Annotated in this window: 15 protein-coding genes; 9 read left to right on the forward strand and 6 right to left on the reverse strand. The window is 67.8% G+C overall.

Going from position 1 to position 16,104, the window contains the following annotated elements; translation table 11 throughout:
* The first annotated feature begins 46 nt into the window (after positions 1 to 46).
* The 3 genes from ACSYGN_RS41165 (at position 47) to ACSYGN_RS41175 (ending at position 2,359) form a co-directional block, all read left to right on the forward strand.
* Positions 47 to 526 carry an SRPBCC family protein gene (locus tag ACSYGN_RS41165; protein WP_460406076.1) on the forward strand — a complete coding sequence of 160 codons (480 nt, stop codon included), beginning with the start codon at positions 47 to 49 and terminating at the stop codon, positions 524 to 526.
* Between the two features lie 226 nt (positions 527 to 752).
* A complete protein-coding gene (locus ACSYGN_RS41170; RefSeq protein ID WP_460406078.1) occupies positions 753 to 998 on the forward strand; it encodes a hypothetical protein in 246 nt (81 codons plus the stop codon).
* Between the two features lie 482 nt (positions 999 to 1,480).
* Positions 1,481 to 2,359, forward strand: coding sequence for a GNAT family N-acetyltransferase (locus ACSYGN_RS41175; RefSeq protein WP_460406080.1), 879 nt, complete (start codon positions 1,481 to 1,483; stop codon positions 2,357 to 2,359).
* 40 nt (positions 2,360 to 2,399) lie between these two features.
* On the opposite strand, the gene ACSYGN_RS41180 is transcribed toward ACSYGN_RS41175, so the two are convergent.
* The 6 genes from ACSYGN_RS41180 to ACSYGN_RS41205 all read right to left on the reverse strand — a co-directional run bounded on the left by ACSYGN_RS41180 (position 2,400) and on the right by ACSYGN_RS41205 (position 8,507).
* A complete protein-coding gene (locus tag ACSYGN_RS41180; RefSeq protein ID WP_460406082.1) occupies positions 2,400 to 3,824 on the reverse strand; it encodes an MFS transporter in 1,425 nt (474 codons plus the stop codon).
* A gap of 388 nt (positions 3,825 to 4,212) precedes the next feature.
* Positions 4,213 to 4,815: a TetR/AcrR family transcriptional regulator gene (locus ACSYGN_RS41185; protein WP_460406084.1), complete on the reverse strand. Its 603-nt coding sequence runs from the start codon at positions 4,813 to 4,815 to the stop codon at positions 4,213 to 4,215.
* 144 nt (positions 4,816 to 4,959) lie between these two features.
* Complete coding sequence (locus ACSYGN_RS41190; RefSeq protein WP_460406086.1) at positions 4,960 to 5,298, reverse strand: hypothetical protein; 339 nt, start codon at positions 5,296 to 5,298, stop codon at positions 4,960 to 4,962.
* A gap of 124 nt (positions 5,299 to 5,422) precedes the next feature.
* Positions 5,423 to 5,824, reverse strand: coding sequence for a DUF6009 family protein (locus ACSYGN_RS41195; protein ID WP_460406088.1), 402 nt, complete (start codon positions 5,822 to 5,824; stop codon positions 5,423 to 5,425).
* Entirely contained in the window at positions 5,821 to 7,392 is a 1,572-nt protein-coding gene (locus ACSYGN_RS41200; RefSeq protein WP_460406090.1) for a DNA primase family protein, read from the reverse strand. The genes ACSYGN_RS41195 and ACSYGN_RS41200 overlap by 4 nt, the downstream gene beginning before the upstream one ends.
* Positions 7,389 to 8,507: a bifunctional DNA primase/polymerase gene (locus tag ACSYGN_RS41205; RefSeq protein ID WP_460406092.1), complete on the reverse strand. Its 1,119-nt coding sequence runs from the start codon at positions 8,505 to 8,507 to the stop codon at positions 7,389 to 7,391. The genes ACSYGN_RS41200 and ACSYGN_RS41205 overlap by 4 nt, the downstream gene beginning before the upstream one ends.
* Before the next feature lie 848 nt (positions 8,508 to 9,355).
* On the opposite strand from ACSYGN_RS41205, the gene ACSYGN_RS41210 reads away from it, so the two are divergent.
* The 6 genes from ACSYGN_RS41210 (at position 9,356) to ACSYGN_RS41235 (ending at position 16,069) form a co-directional block, all read left to right on the forward strand.
* Positions 9,356 to 9,658, forward strand: coding sequence for an acyl carrier protein (locus ACSYGN_RS41210; protein WP_460406094.1), 303 nt, complete (start codon positions 9,356 to 9,358; stop codon positions 9,656 to 9,658).
* Positions 9,659 to 9,819: 161 nt separating this feature from the next.
* Positions 9,820 to 11,085 carry an AAA family ATPase gene (locus ACSYGN_RS41215; RefSeq protein ID WP_460406096.1) on the forward strand — a complete coding sequence of 422 codons (1,266 nt, stop codon included), beginning with the start codon at positions 9,820 to 9,822 and terminating at the stop codon, positions 11,083 to 11,085.
* Positions 11,082 to 12,227, forward strand: coding sequence for a ParB/RepB/Spo0J family partition protein (locus tag ACSYGN_RS41220; RefSeq protein WP_460406098.1), 1,146 nt, complete (start codon positions 11,082 to 11,084; stop codon positions 12,225 to 12,227). The genes ACSYGN_RS41215 and ACSYGN_RS41220 overlap by 4 nt, the downstream gene beginning before the upstream one ends.
* A gap of 835 nt (positions 12,228 to 13,062) precedes the next feature.
* Entirely contained in the window at positions 13,063 to 13,746 is a 684-nt protein-coding gene (locus tag ACSYGN_RS41225) for a hypothetical protein (RefSeq protein ID WP_460406100.1), read from the forward strand.
* 48 nt (positions 13,747 to 13,794) lie between these two features.
* The gene (locus ACSYGN_RS41230) at positions 13,795 to 14,211 is read left to right on the forward strand and encodes a hypothetical protein (protein WP_460406102.1); all 417 of its coding nucleotides are present in this window, start codon (positions 13,795 to 13,797) and stop codon (positions 14,209 to 14,211) included.
* 577 nt (positions 14,212 to 14,788) lie between these two features.
* On the forward strand, positions 14,789 to 16,069 hold the full coding sequence (locus ACSYGN_RS41235) for a ricin-type beta-trefoil lectin domain protein (protein ID WP_460406104.1): 1,281 nt from the start codon (positions 14,789 to 14,791) through the stop codon (positions 16,067 to 16,069).
* Positions 16,070 to 16,104: the final 35 nt, after the last annotated feature.

Raw genomic sequence — 16,104 nt, forward strand, 5'->3', positions numbered from 1 at the left:
AGTGACTGTATCTTCTGCTCTCCGTTCGGCCACCTCGGGAGCCCCCATGAGCACCATCCACATCGTCCGCGACTACCCCCACTCCCCCACCAAGGTCTGGCACGCCGTCACCGACCCCGGGCTCATACCGCTATGGACAGCGACCGGAGCCGGGGCACGCCCGGAAGGATTCGCCACCACCGTCGGCACCCGGTTCCAGTTCATCGCCAAGCCCAAGCCCGGCTGGAGCGGCATCGTCGACTGCGTCGTACTGGAGGTGGACAAGCCCCGGCTGCTGCGCTACTCGTGGACCGACCATGGCGGCGGCGAAACCACCGAGGTCGCCTACCACATCGAACCTCACGGCCCCGGAACGCGCTTCACCTACGACCACACGGGCTTCACAGGTGCAGGCGGGCTCCTGATGACCCAGATCCTGGGTCACGTCCGGCGGAAGATGCTGCGCGTCGGCCTGTCCGCCGTGCTGAACGATCTGGACGAGGAGGGCAAACTCCGCCCCGGAAGCACACTCAAGCCCAAGATCTGACACTCTCATCGAGCCCGGCCACCAGGTGACGTCGTGGGCCGTATTTTCACCGAGCCCCGGCAGGGGCGGCTGGGAGACCAGGACTGCCACCACTGACGTGCGGTGGGCAGGTCACAGCGCAGCCCCTCTCGCTGGCAGGGGGCGTCCATGACTGGCTCAACGCACAACGATCGGGTGAGTCTGAACCACCGTCGACGGTGGAACGCCATCTGACGAGCATCTCTTGATGTCGACGATCCAGTACTTCTGGCGCCACCCGCTCGCCGAGCAGGTCCGTGAGGAGGGGCGTGAGGAGGGGCGTATTCAGGACCGCGGTGAGATGGTCCTCAGGATTCTCGAATGGCGCGACATCCCCGTCACCGACGACGTCCGCGAACGAGTGATCTCCTGCACCGACCTGGACCAGCTCGAGACCTGGGCCAAACGGGCCACACATGCCTCCGAAGCGGCGGAACTCTTCACCGAAGAGTAGGCCGGACGGCGGTTGCGGCGCGGTCGCATGGACCACCCGAGGGCGACCAGGTGGGCGGCACGGGAATCGGCCTCTTGGGGATGAGCGAGGTGATGCAGCCCGCTGGGGGAAGCGGTAAAGGGTGGCGAGAACCTCACCCCCGCGCTCCAGCCGACCGAGCACAGGAGCACCGGCACTGTGCGCGCCCACCCCGTTCGTCCGCAACTTCTCGGTCACCGTCAGCGGGACGGTGTGCAGGACGGGCCGCGACGCAGGAAGTCTCCGGCCGAGGTGAGAAATTCGTCGACGTCGTCCTTGAGGTGCCAGCCGTCCGAGCGCATGCTGCATGATCCCCGATGCACTCGACCCGGGGGACCACTTTCCCGGACACGAGCCGTCGCGCTGCCGGATCCCGCCAACAGCCGTCCGGAGATACAACTTCTGCTGCGTGGCCGAGCAAATATTGGAATGCCCCGACGGCACCTTCGAAGAAATCATGGGGCATGCACTCAGACGGTTGGCACCTGACCCAGAACCTCGACCTCTTCCTGAACCGAGCCGCCCACTTCCTCCACTCCCGCCCCGCCCTGCACACCGTCCCGCTGACGGTGACCGAGACACTGCGGACGCACGGGACCACGGCGTACGGCGCCGAAGCGCCGCTCTTCGGCTGGCTGGAGCGAGCGGGCAAGGTCGAGGCCACCCTCTTCCAGACCCCGCCCAACCACCTCAACCTCACCCCGCTCGCCCCCGAGGACGCCGACTCCCTCGCCGCCCACCTGGCGGGCACCGGCCACTCCTTCCCCGGCGTCAGCGCGGAACACGCCACCGCCACCGCATTCGCCGAGGCATGGCAGCGCCACACCGGTACGACACCGGCCCTCTACGAGCGTCAACGCCTCTACCGCCTCGCCGCACTCACTCCGCCCACCCCGCTCCCACCGGGCCGCCCGAGAATCACCGACGCCCTCGACCAGGAACAACTACGGCGCTGGAAGCATGAGTTCGGCGTTGCCATCGGAGCTCTCCCTGCCGGGCACAACGACGCTGTCTCCTGGGCCGACACACACTTCAGGGACAGACGCTTCACCTTCTGGGAGGCCGAGGACGGCACCACCCCCGTCTCCATGGCTGGCGTCTCTCCGATGATCGCCGGCCAGGTCCGGGTGGCCCCCGTCTACACCCCGGCCCACCTCCGGGGCCGCGGCTACGCGGGCGCGGTGACCGCCGAGGTGAGCCGGGCCGCCCAGGCAGCGGGTGCGCAGGAAGTCGTCCTGTTCACCGACCTTTCCAACCCCACCAGCAACGCCCTCTACCAGCGCATCGGCTACCGACCGGTCACCGACTTCGCCGCCTACGACTTCCCGCCGACCGCGCCGTAGGACGCCGCCACGCGAGCTCAGGTTTCGGCATCGGTCGGGGTCAGTCTGCGGACCGGGCCGGGCGGCGCAGCAGGAATGCCGTGGCCGCGGCCGTCGTCAGCAGCATCGCGGCGCTGATCGCAAAGCTGGTGTCCATGCCGTGCCGGAAGTGGGAGGCGTCCGCGATCAGGTCGCCGAACGCCGCCACCGCTATGCAACTGCCCACCTGACGGCTGGTGTTGAGCACCGCGGCTGCGGTGCCCGCCCGTTCGCCGTCGATGTTCTCCAGGATCGCCGCCGTCAGCGACGGCACCGCGAACCCGCCGCCCACTCCGATCGGGACCAACAGCATCACCGGGATCAGATAGGCCGTGTGCGAGGAGACGGTGAGCATCAGCAGTGAGCCGCCTGCCATCACCAGCTGACCGATCGTCATCGGCATCCAGGCGCCCCGGCGTGTCGCCAGTTTGACGCCCGCCATGTTGACGACGGAGATGAGCGCGCACATCGGGATGAACATGGCGCCGGTGCTGACCGGGGAGGCGCCGCGTACCTGCTGGAAGTACATTCCGAGGACGAAGATGGCGCCGTAGAAGACCGCGTTGATGGTGAAGCCGGCCGCCAGGCAGACCAGCACCGTACGGGACTTGAAGACGCTCAGCGGCACCATCGGGTGCTCGCGCCGCGACTGCGTCACCGCGAACACCACCGCCGCCACGGCGGCCAGGAGCAGCGTGCCCATTACGTCCGCGCTGCCCCAGCCCGCGCGCCCGCCCTCGATCACGGCGTACGTGAGAGCCGCCAGGGTCGCGACCACCGACAGTTGGCCGAGCAGGTCGACCGGGGCCTCGCGGCGCGGAGAAGGGGCGATACGGGTCAACAGGGCAAGTCCGATCGCGCCCACCGGGAGGTTCAGATAGAACACGGCCCGCCAGCTCAGCCCGCTGGTGAGCATGCCGCCGATCACGGGTCCGACGGCGACGGCGACGGAACCGGCGGCCGTCCAGATCGCGATGGCGCGCGCCCGCTTGCCCGGGTCGCCGTAGGTCTGGCGGATCAGCGCCAGCGAGGCCGGCACCATCAGCGCGGCGGCACCGCCCTGCACCATGCGGGCGCCGATCAGCGTGCCCAGGTTCGGCGCGACACCACAGGCCAGGGAGGCCACGGTGAAGGCGGCGATCCCCCAGGTGTAGGCCCGGCCGGCGCCGATCCGGTCGGAGAAGGTGCCGGCGGACAGCATGAACGCGGCGAACATCAGCGTGTAGCCGTCGACGATCCACTGGAGGTCGGCCATCGAGCCGCTGAGGCTGTGGGAGATCGCCGGTAACGCCACATTGACGACCGAGCCGTCGAGGGAGATGACGAAGAAGGCGAGCAGCGCCGCCACAAGGACGAGGGTGGAGGAACTGCCCTGCGGGGCGGCGGACTCGTCGGCCGGGGCGATCGGGCCACGGTCGGTCCGCACGGACCGGGTCAGGATGGCCATGGGAACTCTCCTTGGAAAGAGCCAGGTTGACGGGGGTGGGGTGGGGAGGGGAGGGCGGGTGCGGATACTGCACTCGGGGCGCGGGGCGCGACGAACTCGAATTGATTGGCTGAGAAATTGATGGTGCGTCAGAGCTTGACGGACGGGCGCTGTACCGGACGAAGCGCGTCAGGCCCGTTGTTGAAGAAGCTAGCTGGGCTCGGAGACGGATGCAACCATCCAGTTGGTTTTTTGTGTCCCCGCAGCCCGCAGCGGGCTGCGGGACAGGCAACAGAAGAGGGAGCCCGGACACCGGACTCCCTTGCAACCTGAGCGATGTGACGAAGCTTCAGACGACGCCCGAGGGACGGGCGCACCGGACATCGTTTCCGACGGACGTCAGACGGCGTCAGACCGCCCCCTGCCGGACGTTGTCGATGATCGAGTTCCCCTGCGCGACGATGCCGGCGCGCAGCAGGGCCCAGCCGGACTCCGTGTCCCCGTCGGGTCCCAGCATCAGCCGGCGCTGCTGCGGGACGATGAAGGGCCAGGACGCGATCCCGATCAGGGCGAGCAGCACGCGGGCCGAAGCGGCAGGGTCGTCGACACCGAGGGCGAGACTCAGCGCGGCGGTCTTGTGGACGTAGTACGCCTCGCGCTCCTTCTCGTCCGGGATGGACTTGTCCCGGTAGTGCAGCCCCTCCCAGGCCAGGAGACGCACCAGGTCGGACTTGCGGTGGTAGTCGAAGACCTCGCCGACATAGGCGCGCAGCCCCTCCTCCGTGGTGGGGATGGGGACCACCTCGGACATATGCGCGTACACCTTGGTCATGACGGCCGCGAACAGGTCTTCCTTGTTGCCGAAGTAGGCGTAGATGCGCTGCTTGTTGACGCCGGAGCGTTCCGCGATGCGATCCACGCGCGCACCTGCGAGACCGTACTCGGAGAACTCCGCCTGGGCAGCTTCCAGAAGCTTGGCGCGGGTCTGCTGGCCCTTGGGTGTTTCAACCATGGGACGAGCGTAGCCACGAAGCAACCAACTGGATAGTTGTGGAAGCCGGCAACGCGTCGCGGTGGCGGCACGCGTCGAGGGGCGGGCTATTACGTCGTAATAGCCCGCCCCTCGATATCCCCCGATCACCTCGATGTCCCCCGATTACGCCCCTGCTTCCAGCGGCACAAGGACGTCGTAGTACTCGACGACCCCGCCGCCTGCGTCAAGGCGAAGTTCACCGAGCAACATCCAACTCCCCCGGTCCGTACAGGCGGTGACGCGAAGCGCGACCCGGTCGCCGTCGGCGACGACGCTTTCGCAGGTGAGCCGGAGGCCGCTGTCATCGCCCCAGTAGCGGGTGAGCCGGTTGCTCTCACCGCGGTTGGCCGCGTCGACCAGAGCCAGGGCGAGTTCCCTGTTGCGCTCCTGCGCGCAGTGCGCGGTGAGGAGTTCGTGCAGGGCCCCGCTGAGGGGCACGGTCAGCGCCGGAACCGGAACCATGGCCGTACGTCCTTCCCCGTCGTGCGCCGTCTTTCTCCGCAGGGTGGGCACGGCGGGTCGAGGACCGTTAAAGGACCGGTGAAACGGGAGCCCGTCACCGTCGATGGGAACCTCTACGCCGCCCTCACAACGGCAGCGAAAGCCCGCGCTCGCGCGTCTGGTCGGACGGCGGCCCGCCCTCGGACCGCTCGGTCTTGCGCCCCTTGCTGCCGGGCGCCAGGGTGCGCGGGTCGACGGCCTCGGCGGGCGCCCCGGTGGCGTACAGGCCGGCGGGGACGGTGTCCCGGTCGTGGGGCAGAAGCCAGAAGACGCGGCGGCGGAAGGTTCCCGAGGAACGGGACGGCTTGGCTCCGGGACCCAGCAGGGCGTAGCCGACCATACGTCCGTCGCGGTGGTAGGCCGGCCTGCCGCGGCGGGTGGGCAATCGGTCGAGGCTCTGGCGCACATAGTCCAGCCCGCTGACGTCCTCGAGCCAGACGAGATCGACCTCGTGGCTGATCTCGTCCTCGTCGATGAGGGCACTCATGCTCTCTCCTCGTCGGGGACCAGTCCGATGCCCGGGTAGTACTTACGCTGGTTGGACAGAATCATCTCCTTGGGCGATGCCAGCCCCACCGCCTCTCGCACCCGTGCCGCGAAAGCCCGGGACGAGATCGCAGGAGCACCGTCATTCTGACACCAGGTCTTGTACTCCGCGTAGAGCTGCGCCTGTTCGGCCCTCAGATCGGGTCCCAGACGGCAGAACTCCGCCAGGAAACGCCCGGTGTGGTCCTCGGTCTCCGCGTACGCCGTCGTGGCGATCCGGACGCGCTCGGGGCCGGTGAGGTCCCGCTGGCCGTTCAGATAGCGCCGTGCGCCCAGGATGAGCCAGTTGAGGATGCCGGGGCCCTCCTCGGTGACGAGGATGTCCGCCAGGTTGTCGATCTTGCGGTCGTCCGGGACGACGCGCTCGAAGGGGATCAGCCGCATGCGCCGCCAGAAGGCGAAGCCGCCGGTGCCGACCTCGGGGCGGTGGTTGCCGAGCAGCCAGAGCTTGTGGGTGGGCTGGAAGCTGAAGAAGTCCTGCCGCATCCGGCGTGCCTTGATCCGGTCGCCGCCGGTCAGCAGCTTCACCCGTGCCTCGTCGAACCGGTCCCCCGGCTTGACCTCGTTGCACACGATGACGCGCCGCCCGTGCAGCTCGGCGAGGTCGGTGGGATGACCCTCGTAGGGGCGAGCCATGAGGAACCCGGGCGGCGCGGCGTCGGCGTAGTCGCCGACCAGCTTCATCACCACGTCCAGCAGCACCGACTTGCCGTTCTTGCCGGAGCCGAACAGGAACGGCATCACCTGGCCGCCGACGTCGCCGGTGATGGAGTAGCCCAGCAGCAGGTGCAGGAAGCCGATCATCTCCGCGCCCTCGGGTCCGCCGCCGAAGGTATCGGTGAGGAACCGGTCCCAGCGCGGGGTGGGCATCGTCTGCGGCGCGGCCGTGGTGGAGCGGGAGTGGAAGTCCTTGTCCGGGTCGGGGGTACGGATCAGCCCGGTGCGCAGGTCGACGATGCCGGCCGGGGTGCACAGCGCGTACGGGTCGGCGTCCAGGCGGGAGGCGTTGAGCACCATGCCGGGGGCGGACCTGGCCTGGGTGAGCATGGCGTTGATGCCGCTGGTGCTCAGCGCGCGGCGGCGGTGCTGCTGGAGCGCGGCCGAGCTGAACACTCCGCGCGGGTCGTTGGCGGCGATGGACTCCGCCAGGTCGCCGGCCGCCCACAGCACGGTGTCGTCCTCGTCGATCTGCCAGCGGGTGCTGTCCCAGCGGAACCAGCCGAGACCGGGCACGTGCCGGTAGTCGTTGGAGTACAGCTTGACGAACAGTTTGGCGTTGCCGCGGTCGGTGAGGGTGTCCGGCAGCAGCCCGTCGGCGGTGGCGACGTCGGGCCCCTGCGGCGCGGCACCGCGTACTCCGTCGGCGTCGGCCTCACCGGCCTGCCGGGGCAGTGTCGGTTGAGGCAGTGTCGGTTGAGGCATCGGCTGGGCGGGCGGGGCGCTGCGCTGGGCGAGGATCTGCGCGGCGACCGCCTGGGCGTCGAACAGCGCGTTGTCTTCGGTCGTCACGCGCGACCTCCCGCTCCCGGGTAGAGGGGGCGCATGCGGCCCGCGTTCATCCCGCTGCGGATGATGGCGCCGTAGCGCCGCTCCTGCCCGGGACGCGCGTGCTCGGCCGCCTGTCTGAGAGCCTGCTCGGCCTCGTCGCTGTCGAGGTGTCCCGCGGCGACCAGACCACCCGCGGTGTACGAGGCCCGGTTGAGCTTCTCGGAGAATGCCGCGCCCTCGGGTACGGCGGCGCAGTCGGCCACTTCGGCCAGTACGGCGGCCAGGGCGCGGCCCGCGGCGTCACGGGCGCCGCCCGCGGCGATGACCGCCTGCCGGGCCCTGGGGGGCACCGGACGCGGCACGGGGATGTGCGCGGGCGGCAGATGCCCGGTGCGCTGGAGTTCGCGCGCCAGCCAGGCGGGCAGCGGCGCGGGCTCCCGTACCGGTCCTACGGGCGTGTAGACGCCCGCGTCTGTCACGGTGCCGGGCGCGACGATGTACCCGCCGTGCGCCCGTACATCGACCTGCCAGGCCAGCGCGCGCCCGGTGCTCGATCCTGCGGAGCACTGCCAGCGGTGCCCGCTGTGGGCCCGGTACCAGACGTGGAGGCCCCCTGAGGGCGTCCGCACGCGCAGAGTGGTCTCGTCGTCCCCAGGGCTGCCCTCGTCCCGCAGAGCGGCCAGCACGCCCATCGTGTGAAATCCGCTGGCGAGACCCGTCAGGTCGACACTGTCGGAGATCTCGATGCCCGGCAGGAGGCGTTCGCGCGCGGGAAGTTGCTGGGCATGGGCGTCGATGTCGATGACGACCAGCCCGGCCGGGCCGCAGGCGATACCTACGCCGAAGCCCGGGTTGGCGCCCCACCACTGCTCGATCCTGGCGAAGTCCAGTGTCGCGGCGTGAAATCCGTGGCACCAGCGACCGGAAGCGAGACACTGGCACCCGCGATGGGTGTGCCCGGGCTCCCGGCACGCCTCGCAGTTGCCCGCGGGGGTCTTGCGGCCCGGGGCCAGCGGATGGACGGGCCAGCCCCGGCTCGCGCACCAGCGCGCGGTTGCGAGGGATCGCCCGGCGTCCAGCTGAACGGAGACCGGCGGCGTTGAGTCGCTGCGTGAAACCCGCAGCTCAGGAGCCATTTACATCCCCCATCAGCGACCGAAGCGACTCAACGATTGGGACAGAGTAGCGAACCCTGGGGACTGAGGGGGACAGGTGTGGAGACAAACGTTCGCGTGTCGCGCCGAACCACCAGCGACTCAACGAAAAGCGCCAAGCGACTCACGATTCTTCGGTCGCTGGCTCGGTAGCTGAGCAAAACCGCAGGTCAAATGCCCTCCAGAGACCAAAACAGCGACTGAAGCGACTGAAGGCTTCTATATATGACGCACACACGCGCACGCACACACGCGCCAATGTCTCCATATACCCGGACCTTGGGTCGCTTCAGTCGCTGATCACCCCCCACCAGTGCGCTGACCAGGCTTTTCTTCTCAGTGACCAGGAGCGACCGAACCACATTTCAGTCGCTTTCCTTCAGTCGCTGCCCCTCCCCTCCCCCCGCAGGCCCACAGCGACTGAAGCACCCGGGACCCCGCCTCAGCGACCGCAGCGACTCAAGCGACCCTTCAGCGAGAGTGAACCGACGACCCCGCCTTACCGCAGGTCACAGCCATGCTCCGGCACTTGGACCGGACGCTACGGTCGCTTCGGTAGCTGCTTTCCCCACACCGGCGCGCGCAGCGCAGGCCGGCGTATGTCCTATAAGACGAGCGCTCCCCCACATGAATGGCTGAATAGTGCGCGTAGTTGACACTTCGTCAATCCAGCGTGATCACCCCCTGTTCTTAGGAGTGAACGAACCGGGGTGATGGTCATACCGGGTCACCGGCACCTGAGCACCCGTCGACGCCGCATCGAGTGCCCCGCGCAGGCTACGTATCGAAATCGTGCCCGAATCGCTTCACGGCCGGAAGGAATCCCGCCGATGACCTCAGCACCACCTTGGAACGCGAGGTTCGAGACCGTCCTCCGCCAAGGCCTGCCGTCGCTGGACCCGGGCAGTTCCCCCGAGCCCGACGTTCCGCTGGAGTCCTATGGCCTGGACTCCCTCTCCCTCATCGGCATCGTGGACGCACTGGAGTCGGCCTACGGCCTCACCCTCACCGGACAGATCACCGTCCCGCTTCGGGTCCTGACAGCTGCCCAGCTCTGGGACATCCTGTCCGCTGCCCTTGTGGCCCCCCGTCAGCCGCGCCCGCTCCCCTCCCCCAACGCTATTACGGCGTAATAGCCACGAGCTTCAGAGCCCCCAAATCGCCCTAAAGCAACCGAAGTACAGTCAAAAGAGAGGCCGGAGGCCCGCTCCAGCAGCAGGGCCTAACGTCACCAACTTTGCCTAACTAACGTGTCGGCGATGATTTCGATCATGCACGTTAGTAAGGTATCTGCATGAGTTCTCCAGTCACCTCCAGCGACCGCGAGAAGGTCGTCTCCAAGCTGCCGGGATGGCTCCGGCAGAACCTCAAAGTCAGAGCTGCCCAGCACGGCCTGGACATCCAGACCGCCGTGGAACAGGGCATCGCCGCCTGGTGCAGCCTCGCCTCCGCCCTCGAGACCGTCGACACCGCGGGTGCCGACTCCTTCGCCACCTTTCTCCCCCAGGGCCAGTGGGACGAGTTCAAGCAGACCGCCAAGGACCGCGGCGTCTCCCTCATCCAGGGCCTCGCCCAGTCGATCGTGCTCTGGCTCGACACCAACCACGCCCCGGACATCGTGCGCCCGGCCGTCACCCGCCGCATCGTCGTCTGCAACCAGAAGGGCGGCGTGGGCAAGACCGCGATCGCTGCCGGCACCGGTGAGGCGATGGCGGAGGACCCCAACAAGCTCCACCCGGTGCGGGTGGCCAAGCAGTTGGTCGCCGCCCTGCGCGCCGTCGACCAGGACAACGCGCTCGTCGCCGACGACAGCGATCCCCTGGACGTGGAGAACCTGCTGGGCCTCGGTATGCGCGTCCTGCTGGTCGACTTCGACCCGCAGTGCCACCTCACCAACCAGCTCGGTGCCACCCCGGTCCCGATGAACGGCGACAGCCTGACCAACCACATGGCGGGCGACGCCAAGGGCGATCTGCGCGACCTCGTCGTGTCCATCGACGAGGAACACTTCGACGGCCGCCTGCACCTCCTGCCCGGGTGCAACGACGCCTTCCTCCTCGACGTCCGGCTGTCCGCCGTACGGGCCCGCGAAGCCGCCCTGGAACGTGCGCTGGCCCCGCTGGAGCCGGACTACGACGTCATCATCATCGACTGCCCCCCGAGCCTCGGCCTCAGCATGGACGCCGCCGCCTACTACGGCCGCCGCCGCGAGAACGAGGGCCCCGGACAGTCGGGAGCCCTGATCGTCGTCCAGGCCGAGGACAGCTCGGCCGACGCCTACGAACTCCTCACCACCCAGATCGAGGATCTCCGGGGCGACCTCTCCCTGGAGATCGACTACCTCGGCATCGTCGTGAACCTCTACGACGGCCGCCGCGGCTATATCGCCACGTCCTCGCTGCAGGGCTGGGTCGACATAAAGGATCCGAGAGTCGTGGGCCTCGTGGGCGATCTCAAGGAACAAAAAGAAGCGGTCCGTATGAAGCAGCCTCTCCTCTCCTACGCGCCCAAGTCCCAGCAGGCCGTCAGCATGCGCGCGCTGGCCCGGGAGATCTCATGAGCAAGAAGGCCGACCAACTGGGAGCCGGCCGCTTCGGAGGCTCGGCCAAACCGGTCAGCGCACGCCGAGCGGCCGTAGCAGCCGCGACGGGCGTTCCCACCGAGGGCGTGGCCCCGCCCACAGAACTCCCCACCAACCGCGTCAGCCTCAACCCCGACAACCCGCGCTCCAGCCTCGGCGACCTCACCGAGCTGGCCGGCAGCCTCAGCACCCATGGCCAGAAGCAGGCGATCACGGTCATGAACCGTGACACCTACGTCAAGGCCAACCCGGACCACGAGTCCGAGCTTGAACCCGACACCCACTACGTCGTCGTGGACGGCAGCAGCCGCTTGGCCGCCGCCCGAGAAGCCGGGCTCGCGACGGTGAAGGTGATGGTGAGCGACGACCAGGGGAGTACCTCCGAGGAACTCCTCGAGTCGGCCCTGGTCGCCAACATCCACCGCCAGGACCTCGACGAGCTGGACGAGGCGAAGGCCCTCAACCGCCTGCTCGCCATTCACGGCAGTCAGACCGCCCTCGCTAAGCGCCTCCACCGCTCCCAGGGCTGGGTCTCCCAGCGTCTGGCTCTCCTCAACCTCACGCCCGACCTCCAGTCGCGCATCGGTCAGGACCCTATCGACCTGCTCCGCGCCGTGGGCAACAAGCCCGCCGCCGATCAGGAGACTGCCCTGGAGGACCTGAAGGCCGAGCGGGCCCGCAAGGAAGCCGAGAAGCCCACCCAGAAACCCGGCAAGCGCCCGAAGCCCCCTCAGCCCGAAATCGAAACCGAGCCTGAGCCCCAGCCTCTCGCCCCGCCGACCCATTACGACGTAATAGAGCGTCCGCAGCCTCAGCCCCAGCTTCCCACCGAGGCCTCGGTACTGGCCCCGACCCCGACCCCCATCCCGACCCCCATCCCGGCATCGGGACCGGTCCCGGTCCCAATCCCCCACCCGGAACCCGCAGCGGCCCATGCCTCCCCAGTCCCGGAACCCCGGACGGACTATCAGGCCCCACCCCCCAAGCTCCCCTACGACGACGGCGCTTTCCTGGCGATGCATCTCATCCGCAAGATGACGGACACCGAGTTCGACAAGATGCTCCGCATCCTCAACGACCACCAGACCCAACGCTCCACCGCACCCACCAACGACCTCTGACAGGCCACCACCTCCATCGGGGCTCCGTCTCACCGAGACGGAGCCCCGATGTCTATTACGACGTAATAGGGGAGTGCGACGGGAGTGCAGCACCGTGCGGCACACAACGGGGGAGCGCTCCCCCCTTCTTCTTGTACGTATGCACGCACTCGCGCACCCACCCACGCACAGCGGTCCTATTACGCCGTAATAGGACCCACGGCCTCGAAGCCCACCTCAAAGAACAAGGTGACATGGCTGGGCCGAGTGGGGTGCTGAGGTACCTCCGTTCCTCGGTGGGGAAGTGCTGCGCCGCTGGGGCTGACTTTCGGTGGTACCGGTATAAGACGGGCGAAAGTGGCGATAAGGGTGAGTAGGGGAGTGGCCGACCACGGTGGACTCTTTAGTAAGAGGCGCGCGCCGAGAAACCGCCCCTGACCTGTGCTTTCTTGCCACCGATGTTGTCCTGGGGAGCACATTTCGCCCTCTGAAATGTCAACCTGGCGGACACATTTCGCGGCAAGAATCAACCCCTGCTTGATTTCCTGGACGGGCTGACCCCGCCCGCAAACCCGCAGGTCAGAAGAGTGCCGCGAGCGTCGGCAACCCCACCCCACAACACCGACGAGTAATCGAAACGTGCCGCAATAGGGACACCGAAACTCAAGCACAGCTTGATTAATGCTCCAACTAGGCCGCAGAAATCAACCCCTGCTTGATTTCTTCCCCTCACAGCACCTCCCACCCCCAACCACCCAGTCCCAGACCCCCTCTCGACGCGCCGCAGCAGCAAAAGACAAGCCCTGCTTGATTTTTCGGCTAGTGTCTGGAACGCCTGAGTACAAGAGGAGGTCCCGTGACATCTGACCCACCAGCACGCCGCCGCCCTCGTGCGGTACCTGACGCCACATCGGACGACGCCGGCTTCGATGACCTCCTACAGGTCCTCGGAGAGCAGCTTGGCCAAGTCGGCGACAGCCCCGACCCCCGCTCCCGCCGCAAGCTCAAGAACGTCACCCTGGAGTTCGAGGCGGACCACACGGCCGTCCACGACATGGCGGGAGACGCTGGCTACAGCCTGGCCTCGAACTGGTTCACCCAGCTCCTCGCCCAGTTGGCCGTCGCGAACTCCATCACCAAGTCCCAGCTGTGTGTGTTCCTCTACGTCGCGGGCGGCCAGGAACGCGGCACGGGCGTCACCCAGTACACCCAGCAGGAGATCACCGACGGCCTCAACAAGCTGGCCGCGCAGAAGGGCGGCAAGCGCATCACCCGCTCCACCGTCAACCGGGCCATCCGGGCCCTGGTCGGCTACAAGTGGGTCGAGCAGCTCGGCAACGGCATGATCCAGCTGAATGTGCGCCTGTGGTTCCACGGCAACAGCACCGCGCAGCACGCCGTCCTCGAACAGATCGCCGTCCAGCACGACCGCGACCCGGAGGCCTTCCCGCACGCGATCGGCCCCGAGGCCCACCAGGAGGAGCTCGACCTCGGCTTCAGCCGGCATCCGCAGTACGGCACGGGGAGGCGCACCGGGTGATACTCGTCCAGGAACCGCCGCACAGCACCTCACGAGGAAGGAGCACTGATGGCTGAGGTCATGTCACCGGTCGTGTCCGAGCGCATCTGGGCACTGCCTGTCTCCGGAGCTTCGGTGAAGTTCCTCCAGTACCTCCTTTACCGCTCGGACTTCGGCGGCCGCCTGCCCATACGGCAGAAGGACATGGCGCGCGAATACCGGGTGACCCCGCAGGCCATCAGCAGCCTCATGGCCCCGCTGTGCGAACTGAACATCGTGCTGCGCCCGAAGAACGAAGACGGGGGGAAGGGCAACTCCTACCGTCTCCACCCTCTCGCGGCGAAGTACGCCGGCCCGGAGGAGATGGAGTCCGCCTTCCGGTCGGCCATCACCAGCATCAAGACCGGCACCCTGCCCAACCTCAAACTCCCGGCCTACGCGGCCGTGCCCCCCACCGAGGGCCGCCCCAAGCTCCAAGTGGCCTGAGACGACATACAAACGACCTACCGACGACATACATATAAGCGACACACATACAGGGGCCCCGCCGGCGAACCGGCGGGGCCCCTGTGCCTGAGTAAGAGGTTGTGCCCCAACTATACCCACGCCCCGCCCACCGCACCCGCGCGATGGCCCCCGTCCTTCATCCGCCGAGCATGCGCTATTACGACGTAATAGGCCGATGCCTCCCACCGACCCGCCTCGGCACGCCCACCGACCCGCCTCGGCACCCCGCTGCCACGCCTCGGCACCCCGCTGCCACGCTCCGCTCACCCTCGCTGACAGCCCGCGAGACAGCTGAACTCGGGCGTCTTAAGCACGAATTAAACGCGTCTTAAGCATGCTTCGGACTGACGTCATTTCCCAAGTTCTCGCAGGTCAGAGGCATTTGAGGGCTTCGCGTTCCGGTTGGCGGTGGCAATGATCGTGCGTATCGTCTGGCCCACCGGTGGCGCCCGCCCTGCAGGAGAGAGCGCTCTCAGATCCCCGTCTGTCCGAGCGCTCGGCGTGCACTTCCGGTGACCGACATGGAAGTCCCCCATAGACAAGGTGTGTTCACCCCATGGCCGCTCATCGCGCACGCAGATGGTCGCTCGGAGGACTGGCGTTCCTGATGTCCGCCGCCCTCGGCTCCGCCATCCTCATCAACACGTCAGACTCGGCGACGAACAGCGCGAGCGCCGCCACAACGACGGTGTGGTCCGACGACTTCAACGGAGCCGCGGGCAGCGCGCCCAGCTCCTCGAAGTGGAACCTGGAGACGGGTGGCAACGGCAACGGCAACCACGAGCTCCAGTACTACACGAACAACACCAACAACGCCGCCCTCGACGGCAATGGCAATCTGGTCATCACCGCCCGCAAGAACTCCGACTCGGGCCTCCAGTGCTGGTACGGCACCTGCCAGTACACCTCGGCCCGGATGAACACGGCGAAGACCTTCACCCAGAAGTACGGCCACTTCGAGTCCCGTATCAAGGTCCCGCGGGGCCAGGGCGTCTGGCCGGCCTTCTGGATGCTGGGCGATGACCTCGGCAGCGCCGGCTGGCCCAACAGCGGCGAGATCGACATCATGGAGAACATCGGCAAGGAGGCCGGCACCATCCACGGCACCATCCATGGCCCCGGCTACTCCGGCTCGGGCGGTGTCGGCGCCGCGTACACGCTGCCGAACGGCAAGTCCTTCGCCGACGACTTCCATGTCTTCGCCGTCGACTGGAGTCCCTCCAAGATCACCTGGTCCGTGGACGGCCAGGTCTACGAGACCCGCACCCCGTCCGACGTCAACGGCAACAAGTGGGTCTACGACCACCCGTTCTTCATCATCCTGAACTTCGCGGTCGGCGGTGACTGGCCCGGCAGCCCCGACTCCGGCACCTCCTTCCCGCAGACGATGACCGTCGACTACGTCCACGTCACCACCTCGGACAGCGGCTCTGACAGCGGCTCCGGCGGGACCAGCCGTACGGGCGCCATCAAGGGGATCGGCGACATGTGCGTGGACATCGCGGGCGGCAGCTCCGCCGACGGCACACCGATCCAGCTGCACAACTGCACCGGCAACGACGCCCAGAAGTGGACACTGGGCAGCGACGGCACCGTGCGGGCTCTCGGCAAGTGCCTGGATGTCAAGGCCGCTTCGCACGACGACGGCGCGGTCGTGCAGCTCTACACCTGCAACGGCACGTCGGCCCAGAAGTGGACCTACACCGCCGCCCACGATCTGACCAACACCGGCGCGAACAAGTGCCTCGATGCCAAGGGCAACTCCTCGGCCGACGGCACCCGCCTGCAGACCTGGACGTGCACCGGCGCCGCCAACCAGAAGTGGACCATCAGCTAAGCACCCCCAAGCCGCGGCGCCCCCCAACCCCCCAC

This window comes from Streptomyces sp. YIM S03343, from assembly GCF_054729195.1.

Excerpts from the sequence above, each read along its gene's own strand:
- ACSYGN_RS41165 (WP_460406076.1), top strand. The coding sequence starts at position 47 with ATGAGCACCATCCACATCGTCCGCGACTACCCCCACTCCCCCACCAAG.
- ACSYGN_RS41170 (WP_460406078.1), top strand. The coding sequence starts at position 753 with ATGTCGACGATCCAGTACTTCTGGCGCCACCCGCTCGCCGAGCAGGTC.
- ACSYGN_RS41175 (WP_460406080.1), top strand. The coding sequence starts at position 1,481 with ATGCACTCAGACGGTTGGCACCTGACCCAGAACCTCGACCTCTTCCTG.
- ACSYGN_RS41180 (WP_460406082.1), bottom strand. The coding sequence starts at position 3,824 with ATGGCCATCCTGACCCGGTCCGTGCGGACCGACCGTGGCCCGATCGCC.
- ACSYGN_RS41185 (WP_460406084.1), bottom strand. The coding sequence starts at position 4,815 with ATGGTTGAAACACCCAAGGGCCAGCAGACCCGCGCCAAGCTTCTGGAA.
- ACSYGN_RS41190 (WP_460406086.1), bottom strand. The coding sequence starts at position 5,298 with ATGGTTCCGGTTCCGGCGCTGACCGTGCCCCTCAGCGGGGCCCTGCAC.
- ACSYGN_RS41195 (WP_460406088.1), bottom strand. The coding sequence starts at position 5,824 with ATGAGTGCCCTCATCGACGAGGACGAGATCAGCCACGAGGTCGATCTC.
- ACSYGN_RS41205 (WP_460406092.1), bottom strand. The coding sequence starts at position 8,507 with ATGGCTCCTGAGCTGCGGGTTTCACGCAGCGACTCAACGCCGCCGGTC.
- ACSYGN_RS41210 (WP_460406094.1), top strand. The coding sequence starts at position 9,356 with ATGACCTCAGCACCACCTTGGAACGCGAGGTTCGAGACCGTCCTCCGC.
- ACSYGN_RS41215 (WP_460406096.1), top strand. The coding sequence starts at position 9,820 with ATGAGTTCTCCAGTCACCTCCAGCGACCGCGAGAAGGTCGTCTCCAAG.
- ACSYGN_RS41220 (WP_460406098.1), top strand. The coding sequence starts at position 11,082 with ATGAGCAAGAAGGCCGACCAACTGGGAGCCGGCCGCTTCGGAGGCTCG.
- ACSYGN_RS41230 (WP_460406102.1), top strand. The coding sequence starts at position 13,795 with ATGGCTGAGGTCATGTCACCGGTCGTGTCCGAGCGCATCTGGGCACTG.
- ACSYGN_RS41235 (WP_460406104.1), top strand. The coding sequence starts at position 14,789 with ATGGCCGCTCATCGCGCACGCAGATGGTCGCTCGGAGGACTGGCGTTC.